The organism is Mycobacterium sp. NGS16, assembly GCF_059813225.1.
This window is the reverse complement of sequence record NZ_JCALEE010000014.1, coordinates 19,147-40,164: the sequence shown is the minus strand read 5'-3', so window position 1 is coordinate 40,164 and position 21,018 is coordinate 19,147. Positions and strand designations below refer to the sequence as shown.

General features: G+C 69.0%; 17 protein-coding genes. 5 read left to right on the top strand and 12 right to left on the bottom strand.

The genetic code is table 11. From position 1 onward, the window contains the following. Positions 1–3: 3 nt before the first annotated feature. The gene (locus AC5Y4Q_RS21135; RefSeq protein WP_419179742.1) at positions 4–2,004 is read right to left on the bottom strand and encodes a vWA domain-containing protein; all 2,001 of its coding nucleotides are present in this window, start codon (positions 2,002–2,004) and stop codon (positions 4–6) included. Then, positions 1,979–3,367: a sigma 54-interacting transcriptional regulator gene (locus AC5Y4Q_RS21130; RefSeq protein WP_064920181.1), complete on the bottom strand. Its 1,389-nt coding sequence runs from the start codon at positions 3,365–3,367 to the stop codon at positions 1,979–1,981. Before AC5Y4Q_RS21130 ends, AC5Y4Q_RS21135 begins: the two co-directional genes overlap by 26 nt. Positions 3,368–3,458: 91 nt before the next feature. On the opposite strand from AC5Y4Q_RS21130, the gene AC5Y4Q_RS21125 reads away from it, so the two are divergent. After that, the gene (locus AC5Y4Q_RS21125) at positions 3,459–4,496 is read left to right on the top strand and encodes an alpha/beta hydrolase (protein WP_064920157.1); all 1,038 of its coding nucleotides are present in this window, start codon (positions 3,459–3,461) and stop codon (positions 4,494–4,496) included. Here AC5Y4Q_RS21125 and AC5Y4Q_RS21120 read toward each other — a convergent pair. From AC5Y4Q_RS21120 to AC5Y4Q_RS21095, 6 genes are all read right to left on the bottom strand, one after another. Continuing rightward, positions 4,476–5,063: a TetR family transcriptional regulator gene (locus AC5Y4Q_RS21120; RefSeq protein WP_064920158.1), complete on the bottom strand. Its 588-nt coding sequence runs from the start codon at positions 5,061–5,063 to the stop codon at positions 4,476–4,478. The genes AC5Y4Q_RS21125 and AC5Y4Q_RS21120 overlap by 21 nt on opposite strands. 3 nt (positions 5,064–5,066) lie before the next feature. Next, positions 5,067–6,863 (bottom strand): N-acyl-D-amino-acid deacylase family protein, encoded by a 1,797-nt coding sequence (locus AC5Y4Q_RS21115; RefSeq protein WP_499960148.1) that lies wholly within the window; start codon positions 6,861–6,863, stop codon positions 5,067–5,069. A gap of 106 nt (positions 6,864–6,969) precedes the next feature. Then, positions 6,970–8,535, bottom strand: a complete 1,566-nt coding sequence (purH, locus tag AC5Y4Q_RS21110) for a bifunctional phosphoribosylaminoimidazolecarboxamide formyltransferase/IMP cyclohydrolase (protein ID WP_125225468.1) — start codon at positions 8,533–8,535, stop codon at positions 6,970–6,972. After that, the gene (purN, locus tag AC5Y4Q_RS21105; protein WP_064920161.1) at positions 8,532–9,158 is read right to left on the bottom strand and encodes a phosphoribosylglycinamide formyltransferase; all 627 of its coding nucleotides are present in this window, start codon (positions 9,156–9,158) and stop codon (positions 8,532–8,534) included. The genes purH and purN overlap by 4 nt, the downstream gene beginning before the upstream one ends. 66 nt (positions 9,159–9,224) lie before the next feature. Next, positions 9,225–10,637 (bottom strand): cell division protein PerM, encoded by a 1,413-nt coding sequence (locus AC5Y4Q_RS21100; RefSeq protein ID WP_499960147.1) that lies wholly within the window; start codon positions 10,635–10,637, stop codon positions 9,225–9,227. A 45-nt stretch (positions 10,638–10,682) separates the two neighbouring features. Next, positions 10,683–11,576 carry a DUF5336 domain-containing protein gene (locus tag AC5Y4Q_RS21095; RefSeq protein ID WP_064920162.1) on the bottom strand — a complete coding sequence of 298 codons (894 nt, stop codon included), beginning with the start codon at positions 11,574–11,576 and terminating at the stop codon, positions 10,683–10,685. Between the two features lie 157 nt (positions 11,577–11,733). Between AC5Y4Q_RS21095 and AC5Y4Q_RS21090 the strand changes: the two genes are divergently transcribed. Beyond that, entirely contained in the window at positions 11,734–12,582 is an 849-nt protein-coding gene (locus tag AC5Y4Q_RS21090; protein WP_064920163.1) for an LLM class F420-dependent oxidoreductase, read from the top strand. Here the strand turns inward: AC5Y4Q_RS21090 and AC5Y4Q_RS21085 are convergent. The 3 genes from AC5Y4Q_RS21085 to sucC form a co-directional block, all read right to left on the bottom strand. Beyond that, positions 12,579–14,108, bottom strand: coding sequence for an acetyl-CoA acetyltransferase (locus AC5Y4Q_RS21085; protein ID WP_499960136.1), 1,530 nt, complete (start codon positions 14,106–14,108; stop codon positions 12,579–12,581). The genes AC5Y4Q_RS21090 and AC5Y4Q_RS21085 overlap by 4 nt on opposite strands. 82 nt (positions 14,109–14,190) lie before the next feature. Next, on the bottom strand, positions 14,191–15,093 hold the full coding sequence (gene sucD / locus AC5Y4Q_RS21080) for a succinate--CoA ligase subunit alpha (protein WP_499960135.1): 903 nt from the start codon (positions 15,091–15,093) through the stop codon (positions 14,191–14,193). A gap of 2 nt (positions 15,094–15,095) precedes the next feature. Further along, entirely contained in the window at positions 15,096–16,271 is a 1,176-nt protein-coding gene (gene sucC, locus AC5Y4Q_RS21075; RefSeq protein WP_064920166.1) for an ADP-forming succinate--CoA ligase subunit beta, read from the bottom strand. A 288-nt stretch (positions 16,272–16,559) separates the two neighbouring features. On the opposite strand from sucC, the gene AC5Y4Q_RS21070 reads away from it, so the two are divergent. Then, on the top strand, positions 16,560–17,597 hold the full coding sequence (locus tag AC5Y4Q_RS21070) for a M23 family metallopeptidase (protein ID WP_499960134.1): 1,038 nt from the start codon (positions 16,560–16,562) through the stop codon (positions 17,595–17,597). 9 nt (positions 17,598–17,606) lie between these two features. Further along, on the top strand, positions 17,607–18,161 hold the full coding sequence (locus AC5Y4Q_RS21065; protein WP_499960133.1) for a hypothetical protein: 555 nt from the start codon (positions 17,607–17,609) through the stop codon (positions 18,159–18,161). On the opposite strand, the gene pcrA is transcribed toward AC5Y4Q_RS21065, so the two are convergent. Next, positions 18,158–20,479: a DNA helicase PcrA gene (gene pcrA / locus AC5Y4Q_RS21060; protein WP_064920169.1), complete on the bottom strand. Its 2,322-nt coding sequence runs from the start codon at positions 20,477–20,479 to the stop codon at positions 18,158–18,160. The two genes, AC5Y4Q_RS21065 and pcrA, sit on opposite strands and share 4 nt — an antisense overlap. 202 nt (positions 20,480–20,681) lie before the next feature. On the opposite strand from pcrA, the gene AC5Y4Q_RS21055 reads away from it, so the two are divergent. Then, positions 20,682–20,990, top strand: coding sequence for a chorismate mutase (locus AC5Y4Q_RS21055; RefSeq protein ID WP_064920170.1), 309 nt, complete (start codon positions 20,682–20,684; stop codon positions 20,988–20,990). The last annotated feature ends 28 nt before the right edge of the window (positions 20,991–21,018 follow it).

The window sequence follows — 21,018 nt, the reverse complement described above, 5'->3', positions numbered from 1 at the left end:
GGCTCAGCGGCGCCGCGACCTCAGGTAGTCGCCGACCACCGCGGCGCCCAGTCCGTCGAGTTCGGGAACCACGACACGGCCCTCGACGCGCCGCGCCACCTGGTCGATGAACCGGGCCAGACCGGGGTCGTCGCCGAGCCGGAAGATCGTCACCTGCGCACCGAGCCGGGAGACGTCGTCGAAGCCCTTGACGGTGTAGGCGATCGTCCGCGGGTGCGGCGGGTAATCAAAAAACACAGCAGAACCCGCGCCTGCGCCATCGTAGTCCTCCAGATGCGCGGTCGGTTCCCCGTCGGTGACGACCAGCACCACGGGCTGGGCGTTGGGGTGCCGGCGCAGGTGCCGGCTGGCCAAGGCCAGCGCGTGATGCAGGTTGGTGCCCTGCTCGTAGACGCCCTCCAAACCGGTCAGCTCGGCGGCGGTCACGGTGCGGGCGTAGCGCCCAAAGGCGATGATCTGCAACGCATCCGAGCGAAACCGGGTGCTGATCAGGTGGTTCAATGCCAGGGCGGTGCGTTTCATCGGCAGCCAGCGATTGTCCATCACCATCGAGAACGACGTGTCCACCAGCAGCGCCACGGCCGACTGGGTGCGGGTCTCGGTCTCGGACACCTCGACGTCCTCGACGCTGATCGACAGCCGGTTTCCGGCCCTGGTGCCCGGTTCGGCGACTTCCCGCAGCACCGCATTGGTCAGGGTGCGCGTGACGTTCCACGGCTCGGTGTCGCCGAACTGCCACGGCCGGGTCGCCCCGGTCAGTTCGCCGGCGGCCCCGGCCCGGCGGTGGTCGCGTTCACCCCGACGCCCCGAAAGTTGCCGCGCCACATCACGTAACGCCGTTTCGCCGAGCCGGCGCATCGCCTTGGGTGACAGCCGCCATTGCCCGTCGGAGCTGCGGTCCAGGAACCCTTGGTTGAGCAGTGCGCGTTCCAGCTCGGCCAGCGTCGCCGCATCGATGGCAGCCTGGTCGCCGAGCTGGCGGGCCAGCGCATCGAGGTCGACGTCGTCCATGCTGGCGCCCGGGTAGGCCTGCGACAGTTGCTCGGCCAGCTGCTCGAGCTCGGCGATATCGGACAGGGCCTGGGCGCCCTCCCCCATCCCGAGCGGATTGTCGCCGGAGAACTCCGACGAGCCGGTCCAGTCCTCCCCCGGTCGGGCCGCCTGCAGATGCGCGTCCAGGCGTCCCAGCGCCTGCTGCAACGCCGGGGAGCCGAACGCCTGCTCGGCCAACGCATCCAGCTCGGCGCGCTGTTCGGCGGACAGGCTGTTGCGGAAGCGCTGCGCGGCGGCGGCCCGGCGGGCCAGCGAGTCGAGCAACTCTTCGACGTTTTGCGGGTTCTCGCCGAAGAACTCGCCGTGCTTTGCCATGAACTGTTGGAAGTCTTGCGGGGTGTCCTGGCCACGGGCGTGCTTGTCCAGCAGCTCGTTGAGATCATCGAGCATCTCGGTGACGCGTTGCCGGTCTTCGTCGGTGGCGCCTTCCAGCGCCTGCTTCATCCCGGCGAAGCGCTGGTCGAGCATCTCACGGCCGAGCAGGTCCTTGATCTTCTCGTAGGACTCCCGGGCTTGCGCGCTGCGCCAGTTGTAGTCGGCCAGCTCCTGCACCGCCTTGGCCGGCGACGGCGACAATCCCTCGATCTGCATCTCGGCGAACCGGGCGTCGTCGTCAAGCGCGCGGGCCAACTCTTTGCGTTCGGCCAGCACCGCCTCGTCGAGCAGCTTCTTGACCTCCGCCAGCGTTCCGTCCAAATTGTTGCGGCGCAACAGCTCCCGCCGGCGTCGCTGCGCCTCGGCGGCCAGCCGGTCGGCCCCCGTCATGGTTTTGGTGCCGCGGCGCAGCAGCTCCTGCAGGGCTCGCCGCGGCGATGTCCCCTCCATCACGTCGCGGCCGATCTCCTCCAGCGCCTCGGCCAGGTCGACCGGCGGCGCCAATGGGTCCGGCCCACCGGTGTAGGCCGAATACCGCGAGGCGTGCTTTCTAGCCATAGACGGTTTCACCCTCATCGGCGGTCTTGTCGATCCGCTTGGCCAGATACAGTGCCTCCAAAGCCAATTCGAGTGCCGCGGCGCGTTCGCCATCAGATTCGGCACCCAGCCGCTGCGCGACGGCGTCGATGACCGGCAGATCCGGCAGTGCCGCCAGCACCGCTTTGGCCGACACCCGCTCCCCCGTCGTCACCGCCGTGTTCTCGACCGCGGCGACCAGCGGCCCGACGTCGATCCCGCCCAGCACCCGCGCGGCGGTGTCGGCGGTGGCCCGGCGCAGCAGATGTTCCAGCACCGCCTGTTCGCGGCCCTCCTCACCGGATTCGAATTCCAGCTTTCCGCGCAGTACGTCGACGATCGTGCCCAGGTCGACCACCCGGGCCACCGGGTCGGTCTCGCCCAGCACCGCGCCACGGTGCCGCGCCGACGCCGCGACCGTCTCCGCGGCGGCGATCGCGAAGCGGGCCGACACCCCCGAGCGCTGATCCACCGACCGGGACTCGCGCAGGTAGCGGGCGAAGCGGGCCAGCACCGCCAGCAGGTAGTCGGGCACGGCCGCGCTCAGGTGGGCCTCCTGGGCGATCACCCCGACCTCCGCGTCGAGCTCCAGCGGGTAGTGGGTGCGGATCTCGGCGCCGAAGCGGTCCTTGAGCGGGGTGATGATGCGGCCGCGGTTGGTGTAGTCCTCCGGGTTGGCGCTGGCGACCACCAGCACGTCCAGCGGCAGCCGCAGCGTGTAGCCGCGCACCTGGATGTCGCGCTCCTCCATCACGTTGAGCATCGCCACCTGGATGCGCTCGGCCAGGTCGGGCAGTTCGTTGACGGCGACGATGCCGCGGTGCGCGCGCGGGATCAGGCCGTAGGCGATGGTCTCGGGGTCACCCAGGCTGCGGCCCTCGGCGACCTTGATCGGGTCGATGTCACCGACCAGGTCGGCGACCGACGTGTCGGGGGTGGCGAGTTTCTCGGTGTAGCGCTCGCTGCGGTGCCGCCACGTCACCGGCAGGTCGTCGCCGAGTTCGGCGGCCCGCCGGATCGACTCCGGCGTGATCGGCGAATAGGGGTGTTCGCCGAGTTCAGCGCCGGCGATCACCGGCGTCCACTCGTCGAGCAGCCCGGTCAGGGCCCGCAGCAGCCGGGTTTTGCCCTGTCCGCGCTCGCCGAGCAGCACGATGTCGTGGCCGGCGATCAGCGCTCGCTCCAGCTGCGGCAGCACGGTGTCCTCGAAACCGAAGATGCCGGGCCACAGGGTTGCCGGATCGGCGCCGTCGGCGAGGCGGGCCAGCAGATTCTCGGCGATCTCCTGCTTGACCCCCCTTTCCCGGTGGCCGGCGGCGCGCAGCTCGCCGAGGGTGGTGGGCAGATCGTGCGGGGTGTTCAGCGCGGTCACCACTCCACGCTACGACGGGTGCGGTAGTCCGTCACGGCGTCCCACATCATCCGGCCGGCCAATACCCGATACCCTGGGTACCGTGAACTCTGCGGAATGGCGTGATCGACCGGCTCAGACCTATTTCGGGCCGGCCTCCTGGCAGGCTCGGCTGCTGGCGGTGGCGGCGGCGATCTTCCTGCGCACTTCGATCGCCGTACTGACGATCATCGGCATGATCGTCAACCGGGTCTGGCCGGCCGGATTGCAGCGGGCCCGCCTGGACCTCATCGACCTACCGATGCGCTACATCCGGGCGCTGCCGGGCACCGAGGTGACCCCGGAGCGGCTGACCGACTGTCCGGCGGAGTGGGTGGTGGCCCCCGCCGCCCGCGACTCGGACCGGGTGATCGTCTACTTCCACGGGTCAGCGCTGGTGACGCTGGGCCTCAATTCGCACCGGCGTTTTGCCAGCAAGCTCTCGGCGGCCACCGGCGCGAAGGTGTTCAACGTCGGGTACCGCCTGGCGCCGCTGGCCGGGATCGACGAGGCCATCTCCGATGGCCTGTGCGCCTATCAGCATGTGCTGGACGCCGGGTTCACCGCCGATCGCATTGTGGTGGCAGGTGATTCGGCCGGCGGGCTGATGGCGGTGAACACCGCGCTGACGGCACGAGATGCGGGCCTGCCGGCGCCGGCCGGTCAGGTATTGATGTCGGCGCTGACGTCGTCGGACATGGAGCTCAAACGGCAGGCGGCGCGCACCCATCGCGATCCGTTCTTTCCGTTCATGGCGTTCATGTTCATCTACCGGGTGTTCGCCACCGTCAACGGCACCCGCGAGCTGCCGGTGATGCCCCCGGAAGCAGAGCTGCGCGGGCTGGGACCGTTCCTGTTGCAGGTCGCCAACAACGAGATGCTGCGCAACGACACCTTCGTGCTGGCTGACAAACTCACCGCCGCCGGGGTGCCGAACTGGGTGCAGGTCTTCGACCGCGCGTTGCACATGTTCCAGCTCACCTTCGACTTCAACCCCGACGCGCGCCGTGCCGTGGAGGAGATTGCCGATTTCGTCGACTACGTGATGCCTGCTACGCCGCCGAGTGTCGACTCGCAACGGTCAGATACGGCCCTCCAATAGCTTGAGCAGCAACGGAATCCGCTTGGCCTCGATCTCCGGCTGCGGCAGCACCGCCCGCACGATCGCCGCACCGTCGAAGGTGTTGGTGAGCAGCGCGACCACGCTGGGGAACAGCTCCTCGGGAAATGCGTCGGCGCCGGGAAATCCGCGGGCGGTGTCGTAGATCTTCGCGCTGTATTCGTCCAGCACGTCCGACAGTGTGGTCCGCAGCTTCTCGTCGGTGCGGGCGGCGATCAGCAACTCGTAGACCACCGCGTTGGTGGCGTTGCCGGTCAGGTCACGCAGCAGGGTCAATACCGCTTCCAGCGCGGATCCCTCGGCCGGGATCTCCGCGACCTGCTTACCGATCAGCTCCAGCTGACGCCGCAGCACCTCGCGGGCGGTGGCTGCCATGAAATCGCCCATGGTGCCGAAGTGGCGGAACAACGCCCCGTCGGAGACCCCGGCGCGCGCGGCGATCACCTTGGCCGACGCGCGGGCGTAGCCGATCTCGGTGATGGTGGCGATGCTGGCGTCGAGCAACCGGGCGACGGTGGCCTCGCGACGCTCCTGCTGGGTTCTCGCCATGCGCTACACCGATTGCAGCTCACGGGATCCGGCGCGCAGGAAGCGGCCGGAGCGCACCGTCGTGCCGTAGCCGTCGCAGAACTGGCCATCGCGGAACACCACCGTGCCGCCCACCCCGGTCGCCACCACGGCGTCGTCGTTGCGGTTGACCATCCGGGAAAGCCCGCCGTAGAACTCGGCCTTTTCCTCGTGGTAGGCGTCCACCTCGTCGTTCAGGCCGGCCGGATCGATCACCACGAAGTCCGCCCGGTCGCCGCGGCGCAGCGTGCCGGCGTCCAACCCAAACCAGTCGGCGACCTCGGCGGTCAGCCGGTACACCGCCCGCTCGACGCTCAGGAACGGCCGCCCGGCCGCCTGCGCGTCGCGGACCCGCTTGAGCAGCCGCAGCGAGAAGTTGTAGAACGCCATATTGCGCAGGTGCGCACCGGCATCGGAGAACCCCATGTGGATGGTCGGCTCGGCGGCCAGCTTGTCGAGGTACTTGGGCCGGTGATTGGCGACGATGGTGGTCCAGCGGACGTTGCGTTCGCCGTTGTCCACCAGAACGTCGAGGAACGCGTCCAGCGGGTGCAGCTTGCGTTCGTCGGCGATCTGCCCGAAGCTCTTGCCGATCAGGCTCGCATCCGGGCATTCGACGATCACTGCGTCGTGGAAGTCGCGGTGCCATAACGTGGGACCGAGCTTCTTGCGGTCGAAGGATTTCCGGAACCGGCGGCGGTACTCGGTGTCGGCCAGCAAGGCGTTGCGCTCCAACTGATCGCGCAGGTGCAGCGCGGCGGTGCCGGCACCGAACTCTTCGAATACCGGCAGATCGATTCCGTCGGAATACAATTCGAACGGCACCGGCAAGTGCTGGAACCGGACGTTGGCGCCGAGTACGGCGTTGAGCAGCCTGGTCCCCGGCCCGAAGACCCGCACCGCACCGGGTGACGACTTGGCGTCTGCCGAGACCAGCAGACTCATCCGCACGCCGCGCCGCCGACCGAACATCCCACTGCTGGTCAAGAAGAAGTTCAACGCTGTCAACGGCTTACGGACATTGGGAGCGCTCTGCAGCATGCGGCCGCGCTTGCGCAGCACCTTGATCAGCCGGCGGCGCTCCCGCCAGGTGGCGAAGGTCGAGGGCAGGGCTCGCGACCGGAACCGGTCGCCGTCGAGTTTGTCGATGGCCGCGTCCATGCCGGACATGCCCAACAGCCCGGCGTCGAGGCCCTCGTCGAGCAGCGCGGCCATCTTCTCCAGTTCGGCATCGGTCGGGACGACGCCGGCGGTGGTGGCGCGGTCCAGTCCGAGCACCGCGGTCCGCAGGTCCGAATGCCCCAGCATGGAGCCGATATTGGGGCCCAAGGGCAACGCGTCGAGGGCCCGCACGTACTCGGCCGGGTTCGACCAGGTCTTGCGGGACTGCAAGGCATCCAGCACGAACTTGCGCGGCACCGCCTCCACCCGGCTGAACAGGTCGGCGGCGTCCTCGGCGTCGGCGTAGACCGTCGACAGCGAGCAGTTGCCCAGCAGCACGGTGGTGACGCCGTGGCGCACCGACTCGCGCAGGCCGGGGTCCAGCAGCACTTCGGCGTCGTAGTGGGTGTGCACGTCGATGAAGCCGGGCACCACCCACTTGCCGGCCGCGTCGATCACCTCCGGGCAGTCGGTCTCGTCCAGCTCCCCCGCCACGATGTCGGCGACCACGCCGTCGCGGATGCCCAGGGTGCGGATCTGCGGGGTGTTGCCCAGGCCGTCGAACCACAGGCCGTTGCGGACGATCAAGTCGTAGGCCACCAGCGCTCCTAACTCCGGGATAAGTTAGATAGTGAGCGCCTGCAATCTTTTTGTCAAGGTCGAATGTCGGATTGATGCACGCTGTGGGCTACTTGGCGTGACGCAACCCGACACTCGGCGCAGTGGGTCAGTGCGCGAAGTGCCGCGCCCCGGTCAGGTACAGCGTGATCCCGGCCTCGGCGGCCGCCGCGGTCACCTCCTCGTCGCGGACCGAGCCGCCCGGGTGCACGATCGCCTTCACCCCGGCCGCGGTCAGCGTCTGCAGGCCGTCGGGGAAGGGGAAGAACGCATCGGAGGCCGCCACCGCGCCGGCCACTCGCTCACCGCCGCGTTCGACCGCCAGCCGGGCCGCATCGACCCGGTTGACCTGGCCCATCCCCACCCCGATGGTGGCGCCGTTTCCGGCGATGACGATCGCGTTCGACTTGACCGCCCGGCAGGCCCGCCAGGCGAACGCCAGATCGGCCAGCGTGGCCGGATCGGCCGGTGACCCGGTGGCCAGCGTCCAGTTCGCCGGGTCGTCGCGCGGCGCGTCGAGGCCGTCGCGGCTCTGCATCAGCAGTCCGCCGCTGACCTGGCGCCACTCGGTGCCCCCGCGCAGCGGTTCGGAGGCCACCAGCACCCGGATGTTCTTCTTGCGGGCCAGGATCTCCACGGCGCCCGGCTCGTAGGCCGGCGCCACGATGACCTCGGTGAAGATGGTGCTGACGTACTCCGCCATCTCGACGCTGACCTCGGTGTTGGCCGCGATGACCCCGCCGAACGCACTCAGCGGGTCGCATTCGTGGGCCTTGCGGTGGGCATCGGCCACCGAGGTCGACGAGACCGCGATACCGCACGGGTTGGCGTGTTTGATGATCGCCACGCAGATCTCTTCGTGATCGAAGGCCGCCCGCCAGGCCGCATCGGCGTCGGTGAAGTTGTTGTAGGACATCTCTTTTCCATGCAGCTGGTCGGCCTGGGCCAGGCCCGGCCAGGCACCACTGTCGCAGTAGAGAGCGGCCTGCTGGTGCGGGTTCTCGCCGTAGCGCAGCTGCGCCGACCGGCGGTACGTGCGCCCAACCCACTCGGGCATCGCCTGGCGCGGCTGCTCGGGCGCCAGCGTCGACGACATCCACCCGGCGACCGCCACGTCGTATTCAGCGGTGTGGCGAAACGCCAATGAGGCCAGGCGTTTGCGTTCGTCGAGGGTGAACCCGCCGGCGTTGACCGCAGCCAGCACGCCGTCGTATCCGAGCGGGTCGACCACCACGGCGACGCTGGGATGGTTCTTGGCGGCGGCGCGGATCATCGACGGCCCGCCGATGTCGATCTGTTCGACGCACTCGTCGATGCCGGCGCCGGAGTCCACGGTCTCGCTGAAGGGGTACAGATTGACCACCACCAGCTCGAACGGCGCGATGTCCAGTTCGCCGAGCGCCGCGGCATGCTCGGGTTTGCGCAGGTCGGCCAGCAGCCCGGCGTGCACCCGGGGGTGCAAGGTCTTGACCCGGCCGTCGAGGACCTCGGGAAAACCGGTCAGCTGCTCCACCGGCGTCACCGGAATACCTTTGGCCGCAATCGCTTTCGCGGTCGACCCGGTGGAGACGATGTCCACACCGGCGGCATGCAGGCCGGCGGCCAGATCGACCAGGCCGGTTTTGTCGTAGACGCTGATCAGCGCCCGACGAATCGGTCGCTTGCCGTCGGTCATCCTATGGTTGCCTTTCTTCCGGTCCAGGTCACGCCGCCGGTCGCCAACGCGGCCAGCACGTCCACCAGGAGCTTGCGCTCCACGGTCTTGATGCGTTCATGCAGGGTGTCTTCGTCGTCGTCGTCGAGCACGGCGACCGGTTCCTGGGCCAGCACCGGGCCGGTGTCGGTGCCGGCGTCCACCAGATGCACGGTGCAGCCGGTGACCTTCACCCCGTAGGCCAGCGCGTCGGGCACGGCGTGCGCGCCCGGGAAGGCGGGCAGCAGCGCAGGGTGGGTGTTGACGGTACGTCCGAGAAACCGGGTGAGAAACTCCGAGCCCAGGATTTTCATGAAGCCGGCCGAGACCACCAGGTCGGGCGCGTGTGCCTCGGTGGCCTCCGCCAGCGCGAAATCCCATGCCGCCCTGTCGGGATAGTCGGCCAACCGCACGGTGAACACCGGCAGGCCCGCCGACTCGGCGACCTCGACCGCTCGGCAGTCCCGATCGGTACCGACGGCCACCACCCGCGCCGGGTAGTCGCCCACCGCGGCGGCCAGCAGCGACTCGAGCAACGATCCGGTTCCCGACGCCAGCACCACCAGGCGGGCCGGGGCGCTGGGGGCCACGTGGATCGGTTGCACGTCAAGGAGCCTAGCGGCGTTCGCAACCGCGGCGGAGCCGGGCGCAGCGGGACGCCGCCATCGGGATCAGCTGGGCCGCTCGAACCCGTCGTCGTCGGTGAACATCAGGTCCTCGGGATCTTCCAGCGGCCCGGGCGGTTGGGTCGGTGGGTGCGGGTCGGACGCGCGCGGCGGCTCGGGTTCGGGCGTCCAGCTCAGCTCACCGCCCCCGGTGACCTCATCGGGTTCGAACAGCTCGTCGGGCTCGAAGAGCTGGCCGGGTTCTGGTGGGTCGACCACCTCGGCCGGCGCCGGGACCGGTTCGGGCTGCCTCGGCGGCGCGGGCGGCAACATCGGTCGCACCCTGACCGCACCCCGACTGACACCGCCGATCATCACGACCGTCAACGCGCCGATGGCGGCGAACCAGCAGAACACCGCCGGGCCGAAGGTGACCTGATCCACCCCGACGTCACCGAAGTTGCCCAGCCGCCCACCGCCGGCGAAGCCGAGCAGGGCCATCACGGCTGCCGACATGAACGCGGCGGTCAGCACCTTGGCCAGCGCGGGAAGCAGCGGCAGCGCCCGGCGCGCGCACTGTTGCCCGACGGCCACCCCCGAGGCGGCACCGATGATCAGCAGCGCCACCCAGACCGGGCCCAGTGGCGGGGTGGGCGCCGCAGCCAGGATCGGCAGCGCCGGGATATCGCCGCCGAGCACGGTGAACGCGCTGAACAATGCCGGGCCGATGTGCGCGCTCGATCCGACCGCCATCGCCGCCGCGCCGACGAGCACGTTGGGCACGTACAGCACCGCCAGCAGCGTCAGGCTGAGCTGGCCGAACAACGAATCGGTGATCGCATACAGCTCGTGCATGGTCCCCCAGTGCAGGACCAGCGAGGCGAGTGTCACCACGCCGGCCAGCCCGAACAGCGCGAGCATGCCGGTGACCGCCGCCCGCAGCGAGTCGGCCAGCCAGTCCGGCAGGGACGTCTCAGCCAGCACCCGCCGGCCCATCCGCCACCCCACTCCGATCACGGCGCCGGCCGCATGCACCACGAAGACATGCGCGAAGGCGTTCAGCGCGTGCGGGGTCTGCAGCTCGGTGATCACCGATGCCGCATCGTGGATGACAGCCAGCGAGACCGCCGCGATCAGCAGCGGGCCGCCCAGCGCCGACGCCACGATCCAGCGCACAACGAACCAGGAGGCATCCGCCGACGTGGCCTGTGCGGTAGTCCGCGCGGTTCCGGCCACCATCAGCAGCACCGGAAGCAACGGGAGCACGCCCAGCTCCCGGCCGTCGATCGAGATCGGCACCTGGTGCACGCCCAGCCACATGCTGGCGATGGCACCCGACGCCCCGGTCATGTCGCTGTTGGCGATCAGCAGCTGCAGCAGTGTCACCGCTGCGATGACCGTCAACGCCACGACGGACGGGCCGAACGCGACCCGCACCAGGTCGCGAGTCGGGTTCGAACCTGGTCTTCCGCCGGCCACCGGTGTCACGCTGCGAGCACGTTCAACTCGGCGCGCGGGCGCGGGTTAGGTCTGCGCCGGCCCCGACGGGGCGGAGCCGCCCTGCGACTGCTGGCCGCCGGTCGAGCTCTGGCCCTGACCGGATCCGCCCTGGCCACCCGTCGAGGAACTGCCCGAACCGCCGGTCTGCGGCTGCGAGAAGCTGGGGAATCCGGTCGGCGGGGTCGGCGGCCCCTGCGGCGCCGACTGCTGCGCCTGCTGGGCGCCGGAGCTGAATCCGCCCGTCGAAGCGGAGCCCGGTGCCGACTGGGCGCCCTGGACGCCAAACCCTCCGGTGGACGGCGCCGACGGGTAACCGCCGTAGGACGGGTATCCGGACTGGCCCTGGTGCCCGTAACCCTGCTGGCCCGGCTGGCCGTAATAGTTGCCGCCGGGCGGCAGCCCGTACTGCGCGTAGGGGTCGTACTTGGGGCGCGGGGCGGGCGCGGTGACGACGCCGGCCTCCAGCAGCAACGACCCGATCGCGGCCGCAGCCTGCAGGATGCTGAAGGTCAGCACCAGCCACAAGCCCCAGCCGATCGTGTAATTGTCGCCGGAATCGGCGATGGTCGAAATCGCCAACAGCGCGCCCAGCGAGGCGATCACCGCGACCACCGCGGTGTAGAGCTTGGCCTTGGGCAGCAGGCCCGCCCCGGCCAGCAGTGCCGCCAGCACGGCGAGCGGAACCGTGTGGCCGGCGTCCCCGAGAATCAGCGGGTACTCACCGTCGGTGACGGTGACGATCGGCCCGAAGTTCGCCAGGTAGACCCCGAAACCCAGGACCACCACCGCGATCTGTAGGTACAGCGGCAACTTACTCTCGGCGTCGCTGCCGGACTTGGCGAACGACGGGGTGGATGGTCCGTAGGAGCCTGGCGGCTGAGAAGGCTGGAAGCCGGGGTTCCCGGGCGAGTAGGTCATGACCTCTCCTGTGCTTGGGGGCAGGTGCCGGTGAGCGGTGCGGCGCGGTTCGATCATCCACGCTAGCGCACTCGCGGCCGGGCCCGGTGGGTCAACACCGCGCAAGAAAGGGACCCCCCGTTTGCCCACCGAACAGGAACACGTTCTAATCACGGATATGGATTACGGGCTTGTGTTGTTCACCAGTGACCGTGGTATTGCTCCGGCGGCGGCGGCCAAACTCGCTGATGATCATGGCTTCACCACGTTCTATGTGCCCGAGCACACCCACATCCCGGTGAAACGCCAGGCCGCGCATCCCACCACCGGAGACGAGTCACTGCCCGATGACCGGTATATGCGCACGCTGGACCCGTGGGTGAGCCTGGGAGCCGCATCTGCGGTGACCTCGCGGGTGCGGTTGTCCACCGCCGTGGCGTTGCCGGTCGAGCATGATCCGATCACGCTGGCCAAATCGATCGCCACCCTCGATCACCTCTCCGGTGGGCGGGTCAGCCTCGGGGTCGGGTTCGGCTGGAACACCGATGAACTGGCCGATCACGGGGTGCCGCCGGGGCGGCGGCGCACCATGCTGCGCGAATACCTCGAGGCGATGCGGGCGCTGTGGACCCAGGAGGAAGCCTCCTTCGAAGGCGAGTTCGTCAACTTCGGGCCGAGTTGGGCCTGGCCCAAACCGGTGCAGTCGCACATTCCGGTGCTGGTGGGTGCAGCCGGCACGGAGAAGAACTTCAAGTGGATCGCCCGCAGTGCGGACGGGTGGATCACCACGCCGCGTGATTTCGACATCGACGAACCGGTCAAGCTGCTGCAGGACACCTGGGCGGCCGCCGGTCGCGACGGGGCGCCGCAGATCGTGGCGCTGGACTTCAAGCCGGTTCCCGAGAAGCTGGCGCACTGGGCCGAGATCGGGGTCACCGAGACGCTGTTCGGCCTGCCCGACAAGCCCGAAGCCGAAGTCGCCGCCTACGTCGAACGCCTGGCCGGCAAGCTGGGGCTCAGTTCTTAGCGCAGCGAGCAGCGGTTGCCGTAGTCCAGGGCGCGCACCGTAATCGGCGTCCCCAGCGGTTCGCCGTCGGAGAGCAGCGCCACCAGATCGTCGTCCTCGGTGGTCGCCAGGAACCGGCTGCCGTCGGCGTCGAGCCGGCCGATGACGATCCCGGTCCGGGTCTCCCAGTCGTAGCGGACACTGTAGGTCTCGATGGTGGCCGGGCCGTCGGCGTGCTCAGTGACGGCCACGGCTGCGCCGCCATCGATGTGAGCCTGACGTTCGGCGCTGCGATCCGGTGTCCACGGGGCCGGGACGGCCGAGTACACCCCGACCGAGTACTTGCTCTGCATGCCGCCGTTGGCGCCGACGAACGCGAATTGCCCTGGGGCACTGCGGGCCGCGGCAACAGCCTCGGCGATGGCGTGCATCGAATAGTTGTTGCCGGCGCCGCCGAAGAACGGCAACCCGCCGGTCAGGGTCAGGCCGCGCGGGTCGTCGGCGGCCAGGCCGAAGGCGTCGCAGATGTTGAATACCGGCACCGGAAAGCAGCTGTAGAGATCCATCGCCGCGACGTCGTCGAAGCCGATCCCGGCCATCGCGAGCGCCTCGGTGGTGGCGGCCACCGCAGCCGGGTAGGCGCCCAGGTCGGGGCGTTCCAGCAGGCGCTGCTCGCGCATGTCGGCGTGCCCGTGCAGGTACACCCACCGGTCCTCCGGAACGCCCAGGCGCTGGGCCGCCTCCACCGACATCAGTAGCGCCGCCGCCCCCTGGTTGACCTGGTCGCGCGCCACCAGCAGCCGCGGGTAGGGGTCGCAGATCATCCGGTTGCTGGTGCTGATCGTGGTCAGCTCATCGACCGAGCGTTCTACCGGCGACGCCGAGAACGGGTTCTTCGCGGCGATCTTGGACATCGGGGCGAACAGTTCGCCCATCGACTGCAGATAGTCGGCGGTGCTGCGGCCCAGCCGGGCGCGGCGGGCGTTCTCCAGCAGGCCGTACTGCACCGGTGCGCCGGTGAGCCCGTGAATGACGGTGTAATGCTCGACGAACTCCTCCAGGCCGTAGCCGCGGTCTTCGAGCTGCCCGTCGATGGTCTCGCTGAAATCCGGCTTGTCGTCGGCTTTGGCGAAGTGGCGCAGCGTCGAGGTGGCGTCGGATCCGCATAGCAGCACTACGTCCGCGGCGCCGGCCACGATCTCGGCGGCGAACTCGCTGAGCAGCTTCTGCGGGCCTTGACCGCCCACCTTGTCCAGCACCGCCCGAGCCGGGTCCGCCCCGATCCGGCGGGCCACCGAGCGCGGGAAGTTGTTCGACTTGCCCAGCGGCGCAGGAGCTTTGGGGATCGAATTTTCGAACGCCCGGGTGGCCACCACCGCGTCGATGGCCTGGGCGACCCGCGCTGGATCGGCACCGGTGTCGGCCAGTGCGGCCTGCGCGGCGGCGGCGGCCAACTCCACCGGCGACATGGCGCGGTAGTCGGTGTCGTCGATGCGTTCGGCGGCCTGCCCGACGCCGACGACGACGGGCGTGCGCGGATCGATCATGGTGTCCTCTCACGGGACGACTGTGCCGTTTCGTACGCGACGCGCCGGGGCGGGCGTACGAAACGGCACAGTCGATGCCGACTTACAGGCTCTGCAGGATCTCGCGAGCCAGCGCCGCCGTGGCCGACGGAGTCTTGCCCACCTTCACACCGGCAGCCTCCAGGGCCTCCTGCTTGGCGGCCGCGGTGCCCGAGGAGCCGGACACGATGGCGCCGGCGTGGCCCATGGTCTTGCCCTCCGGAGCGGTGAAGCCGGCCACGTAGCCGACCACCGGCTTGGTGACGTTGGCCTTGATGTAGTCGGCAGCCCGCTCCTCGGCGTCGCCGCCGATCTCACCGATCATCACGATGACCTTGGTGGCGGGGTCCTTCTCGAAGGCCTCGATGGCGTCGATGTGGGTGGTGCCGATCACCGGGTCGCCGCCGATACCGATCGCGGTGGAGAACCCGAAGTCCCGCAGCTCGTACATCATCTGGTAGGTCAGCGTGCCGGACTTGGACACCAGGCCGATCGGCCCGGAGCCGCTGATGTTGGCCGGGGTGATCCCGACCAGGCACTCGCCCGGGGTGATGATTCCGGGACAGTTGGGACCGATGATCCGGGTCTTGGCGCCCTTCTCCACGTTGTAGGCCCAGGCATAGGCGCTGTCCTGCACCGGGATGCCCTCGGTGATGACCACCAGCAGGCCGATCTCGGCGTCGATGGCCTCGATCATCGCGTCCTTGGAGAACTTCGGCGGCACGAACGCGATCGACACGTCGGCACCGGTGGCCGCCATGGCCTCGGCCACCCCGCCGAACACCGGCAGCTTGATCATCCGGCCACCCTTGTCCTCGTGGGTGACGGTGGTGCCGGCCTTGCGGGCGTTGACGCCGCCGACGATCTGGGTGCCGGCCCGCAGCATCCGGGCGGTGTGGATGGTGGCCTCGCTGCCGGTGATGCCCTGGACGATGACCTTGCTGTCCTTGTTGACGAAGATCGACATGCTTATGCGTCCTTTCCGGCGTGCGCCAGCTCGGCGGCCTTGTCGGCGGCCTCGTCCATGGTGTCGACGAGGGTCACCAGCGGGTGGTTGGCTTCGGCCAGGATCGCCCGGCCCTCCTCGACGTTGTTGCCGTCGAGCCGGACCACCAGCGGCTTGGTCGCAGCGTCGCCGAGGATGCCCAGCGCCGCCACGATGCCGTTGGCCACCGCGTCGCACGCGGTGATGCCGCCGAACACGTTGACGAAGACACTCTTGACCTGCTTGTCGCCCAGGATGACGTCCAGGCCGGCGGCCATCACCTCGGCGGAGGCGCCGCCGCCGATGTCGAGGAAGTTGGCGGGCTTCACGCCGCCGTGCTTCTCACCGGCGTAGGCGGTGACGTCCAGGGTCGACATGACCAGACCGGCGCCGTTGCCGATGATGCCGACCTCGCCGTCGAGCTTGACGTAGTTCAGGTCGTGCTGCTTGGCCTTGATCTCCAGCGGGTCGGTGGCGTCCAGGTCGGCGAACTCGGCGTGGCCGGGCTGGCGGAACTCGGCGTTCCCGTCCAGGGTGACCTTGCCGTCCAGCGCCAGGATCTGGTCGTCGGGGGTGCGCACCAGCGGGTTGACCTCGACCAGGGTGGCGTCCTCGGCGACGAAGACCTCCCACAGCTTCTGGATGGTCACCGCGGCGGCGTCGAGCACCTCAGCGGGCAGGTGGCCCTGCTCGGCGATCGAGCGGGCGAACGCCAGGTCGACACCCTTGACCGCGTCGACGGGCACCTTGGCCAGCCGCTCCGGCTTGGTGGCGGCGACCTCTTCGATCTCCATGCCGCCCTCGACTGAGCACATGGCCAGGTAGGTGCGGTTGGAGCGGTCCAGCAGGAAGGAGATGTAGTACTCCTCGGCGATGTCGCTCGCCTCAGCGACCAGCAGCTTCTTGACGATGTGGCCCTTGATGTCCAGGCCGAGGATGTTCTGGGCGTGGGTGAACGCGTCGTCGGGGGTGGCGGCGTACTTGACGCCACCGGCCTTGCCGCGGCCGCCCACTTTGACCTGGGCCTTGACCATGACGGGCCGGCCGATCTCGGTGGCGATGGCTTTGGCGTCCTCAGCCGAGGTGGTTACCCGGCCGGGGGTGGTGGGCACGTTGTGCTTGGCGAACAGCTCCTTCGCCTGATACTCGAAAAGATCCATGGGCTCACTGTCTTATTACGGGTAGCCGGTAGGCCGGCACTGTCGGATTCAGGAGGATTTAACTCCCGAGGCACTGTATCGACCCCGCGGCGCGGTTCCGCCCTCCCATACCATCGCTGTGGCACATCTCACCGCCCGCAAAACGTGATTCGTTTCACATTAGTGGCCTTATTTGACCGATGGCTTGCCGACGGGGCGCGGAACTGGTTACCGTCACCAGGTCCAGGTCTTTATAACGTTCTGATTACGACCAGAGGATCTTCCAGGCTGATGCAGCACGGATCACCCATGCGCCCGGTTTCCGGCGGGGTCACCCCTCGCCATCGGAACGGCGTTGCGGCGGCTGGGACCCGGTCTTCGGTTCCGGGCCCCGCCGAGGTCACCGACATCATCCCGTTCAACGAGTTCGGACGGCTCGACGACACCCCCTTCGGCGACGCCGCATTTACCGGCGCTGCCTTCGATGGCTCGACTGAGGTGCTGCTGGCCCCGGAGCTGGACGACCTGACCGACACCGACAACATGCCGGTCCTGCAGCTGGCCTTCCCCCGCGGCGGCTACCCGGACGAGTACCTCTATCGCCCACCGCAGGAAGCAGCCGGGGCGCCGGGCGGCCTGCCTGTCCGGGGCGGAAAGCACCGCAGCCAGCCCACCAGCGCGGTCAGGAGCCGCGTGATGATCGCCGCGATGGCCGCCGGCGCGGCCGCCGCCGCCGCACACGCCGCCACCCACCCATCGGGCGACACCGTGAACCGGCCGGCCGTGCTGGCGGCCAGCAAGACGACGCTGAACGACGGCACCACCACCACTTCCAGCCGTGGCATGCAGATGATCACGGTCAAGGCCGCGGCCAACGTCGTCGTGCACAACGAAGAGCTGGCCAAGGGGGTGGCGTTCGCGCAGGAGCGCGCCGAGCGTGAGGCCCGGCTGCAGCGGCCGCTGTTCGTCGCACCCACTCAGGGCGCGTTCACCTCGAACTTCGGCTACCGCTGGGGCGTGCTGCACGCCGGCATCGACATCGCCAACGCCATCGGCACCCCGATCCTGGCGGCCTCCGACGGCGTGGTGATCGAGTCCGGCCCCAGCGCCGGCTACGGCATGCTGGTCAAGCTGCGCCATTCCGACGGCACCGTGACGCTCTACGGGCACATCAACCGGTCCCTGGTCAGCGTCGGCGAGCGCGTGATGGCCGGCGACCAGATCGCCGAGATGGGCAACCGCGGCTACTCCACCGGCCCGCACCTGCACTTCGAGGTGCTGCAGAACGGCACCAGCCGGATCGATCCGACCGCCTGGCTCGCCAAGCGCGGCATCAATTTCGCTTAACCTGGATTGGTGACCGACCGCCACCATCCGCCCACGGGTGCTCGGCCTTCCGGCGCCTCGGAAGCCGACCCGGCCAGCGCGCCCAGCCGCATCATCCGCCGGGCCCCTACCGGCGCCATCCCCGTCGTCACCGGCGCTGCGCGGATACCGCCGGCGATGCGGCCCGCCGAGATGGCGCCGCCGGAGCGGGTCCACTACTCATCGGCCGCGGTCCCGATCAGCGCCTGCGTGTTCGCCATCATCGGCTGCTGGGCCACGTCGGTGGTCTCCACCGACCTGATCGCCAGCTGGTGGCACACCGACCGACTGTTCTGCGTCGCGGTCGGCTTCCTGAGTCTGGTGTTCGCGGGGACGACGGTGTCCGGCGTGATCATGCTGCTGCTGCGACGCCCAATCGGCCGCTACCTGATCGCGGTCGGCGCGGTGGTGGCGCTGTTGACCTTCGGCAGCCTGTTCCTCGCGGGCGCCCGGGTACCGGGGATCGTGCACGTCATCCCGGTCATCCAGGTCGTCACCGTGGTGGCGGCCCTGCACCCGGCAACCAGACGGTGGCTGGGCGTTTAGAGCTTGGTCACCGGCGCGTGGTTGTGCATCAGCTTGACCCGCCCGGAACTGCCGAAGTCGATCAGCGACATCGCCGACTCCCCCACCCCGGAGACTTCCTCCACCCGGCCCAGGCCGTACTTGTCGTGCGATACCCGGTCCCCGGGCGCCAGCACCACCAGCGGCCGGTTGCCGGAGCGGCCCGGCGCCGGCCGCGGCGCGCCGAACCGGCCGGCGCCGCTGACCGGAGCGCTGGGTGACGCCGTGGCATCGGTGCGCCGCCAGTCGATGAGGTGCTGGGGGATCTCCCGCAGGAAGCGCGATTCCGGGTTCAGCATGGGCTGGCCCCACGACGAGCGCACCTTGGCCCGGCTCAAATAGAGCCGTTGCCGCGCCCGGGTCAGGCCGACGTAGGCCAGCCGGCGTTCCTCGGACAGCTCGCGGGCATCCCCGAGCGACCGCATGTGCGGGAACATGCCGTCCTCCCAGCCGGTGACGAACACCACCGGGAACTCCAGGCCCTTGGCGGTGTGCAGCGTCATCAGCGTGACCATGCCCGAACCGTGTTCGGGAATCTCGTCGGTGTCGGCGATCAGCGAGACCCGCTCCAAAAACGCGGCCAGCACCCCGGCGTCGGGGATGTCCTCTTCCTCGGGGATGACCTCCTGATCGGCCAGCGCGTTGGCCCGGTCGATGCTGAATTCGTGGGCGACGCTGACGAGTTCGTTGATGTTGTCCAGCCGGGCCAGATCTTGTGGATCGGTGGAGGATTCGAGCTCGGCGCGGTAGCCGGTGCGGTCGAGCACCAGCTCCACCAGGTTGCCGAGGTCGTCGTCGCAGGTGTTCAGGTGCGCCCGCAGCTCCTCGAGCATCGCCACAAAGGCGGCGATCGCGTTCTGCGAACGGCTGTTGAGCATCGGCACGCCACCCTCGGCGGCGGCCGTCAATGCGGCGGCGAAACCGGTGCCGGTGTTCTCGGCGTGCACCGACACGCACGCCTCGGCACGATCCCCGATGCCGCGGCGCGGGGTGTTGAGAATGCGCCGCAGACTGACCGCATCACCGGGGTTGTCCAGCACCCGTAGGTAGGCGATGATGTCGCGGATCTCTTTGCGTTCGTAAAAGCGCACGCCGCCAACGACTTTGTAGGGGATGCCGGCGCGGATGAACACCTCTTCCAGCGACCGTGACGCATTGTTGGTGCGGTAGAACACCGCGATGTCGCCGTAGTTGACGGTGCCGCCGTCGGCCAGGGCATCGATCTCCTGCGCCACGAACCGCGCCTCGTCGTGTTCGTTGTCGGCGACATAGCCGACGATCAGCTCGCCGTCACCGGCGTCGGTCCACAGCCGCTTCTCCCGCCGCCCGGAGTTACAGGCGATCACCGCATTGGCCGCCGACAGGATGTTCTGGGTGGAGCGGTAGTTCTGCTCCAGCAGCAGAGTCGTCGCGTCCGGGTAGTCGCGTTCGAAGTCCTCGATGTTGCGGATGGTGGCGCCGCGGAAGGCGTAGATCGACTGGTCGGCATCACCGACCACGCACAGCTCCGCCGGCGGCAGGTCCGGGTCGGCGGGGCCGCCTTCGACGGTGTGGCCGGCAAGCTCGCGCACCAGCACGTACTGCGCATGGTTGGTGTCCTGATACTCGTCGACCAGGATGTGCCGGAACCGGCGCCGGTAGTGCTGGGCGATCTCCGGGAAGGCCTGCAATATCGCCACGGTCTCGCCGATCAGGTCGTCGAAGTCCAGCGCATTGGCCGACCGCAGCCGGCGCTGGTATTCGGCGTACACCGCGGCCACCACCCGGCTCAGATCGTCGGAGTCCTCGGTGAGCTCGGCCAGCGCCCGCTCGGGGTCGATCAGTTCGTTCTTCAGGTTGGAGATGGCGGTGGCCAACAGCCGGGGTGAGTGCCGTTTGACGTCGAGGCCCATGTCGCGCCCGATCATCAACAGCAGCCGCCGCGAGTCGTCGGCGTCATAGATCGAGAAGTTGGAGTTCAGCCCGGGAACCACCGAGGCCTGGTTGCGCAGGATCCGCACGCAGGTGGAGTGGAACGTCGACACCCACATCGCGCGGGCGCGCGGGCCGACGAGCCCCACCACCCGCTCGCGCATCTCGGCGGCGGCCTTGTTGGTGAAGGTGATCGCCAGCACCTGCCCCACGCCGACGTCACGGGCGGCCAGTAGGTAGGCGATGCGCCGGGTGAGCACCGCGGTCTTGCCCGAGCCGGCCCCTGCGACGATCAGCAGCGGCGAGCCCTCGTGCAGCACGGCCTGGCGCTGCTGCGGGTTGAGCCCGTCGAGCAGGTGATCGGTTTGCGAAGTCGCATGCACTGTCATAACGCAACCCAACGTACCGCCGTACGGGGACACTCTTTGCGCTGGCACGGCCCTTAGTGGCAGACTCGGTTCGTGCTCGACATGCAGCGTCGATTTTTCTACGGGTACCGGTCAGCGGTGCCCGTGGTTTAGCTGCAACGCCAAGCCCCGCGGTCCGCTTCGCCGACCCGGGGCTCGTCTGTTGTGTGAGGCCGGATCGCCGATGGGACCAGAAAACACCAACAGCGAGAATCTGGAGTCCGAACCCATGACTGCCCAACCCCAACAGCTGCCCGACATCGATGAACTGCGCCATGAGATCGACCGGCTCGACGCCGAGATCCTGGCCGCGGTCAAGCGCCGCACCGAGGTGTCCCAGGAGATCGGCAGAGCCCGGATGGCCTCCGGCGGCACCCGACTGGTGCACAGCCGGGAAATGAAGGTGCTCGAGCGTTACAGCGAGCTCGGCCAGGACGGCAAGGACCTGGCGATGCTGCTGCTGCGGCTGGGCCGCGGGCGGCTCGGTCACTGATCAGCCCCGCGCCGGGGCTACTGTCGGG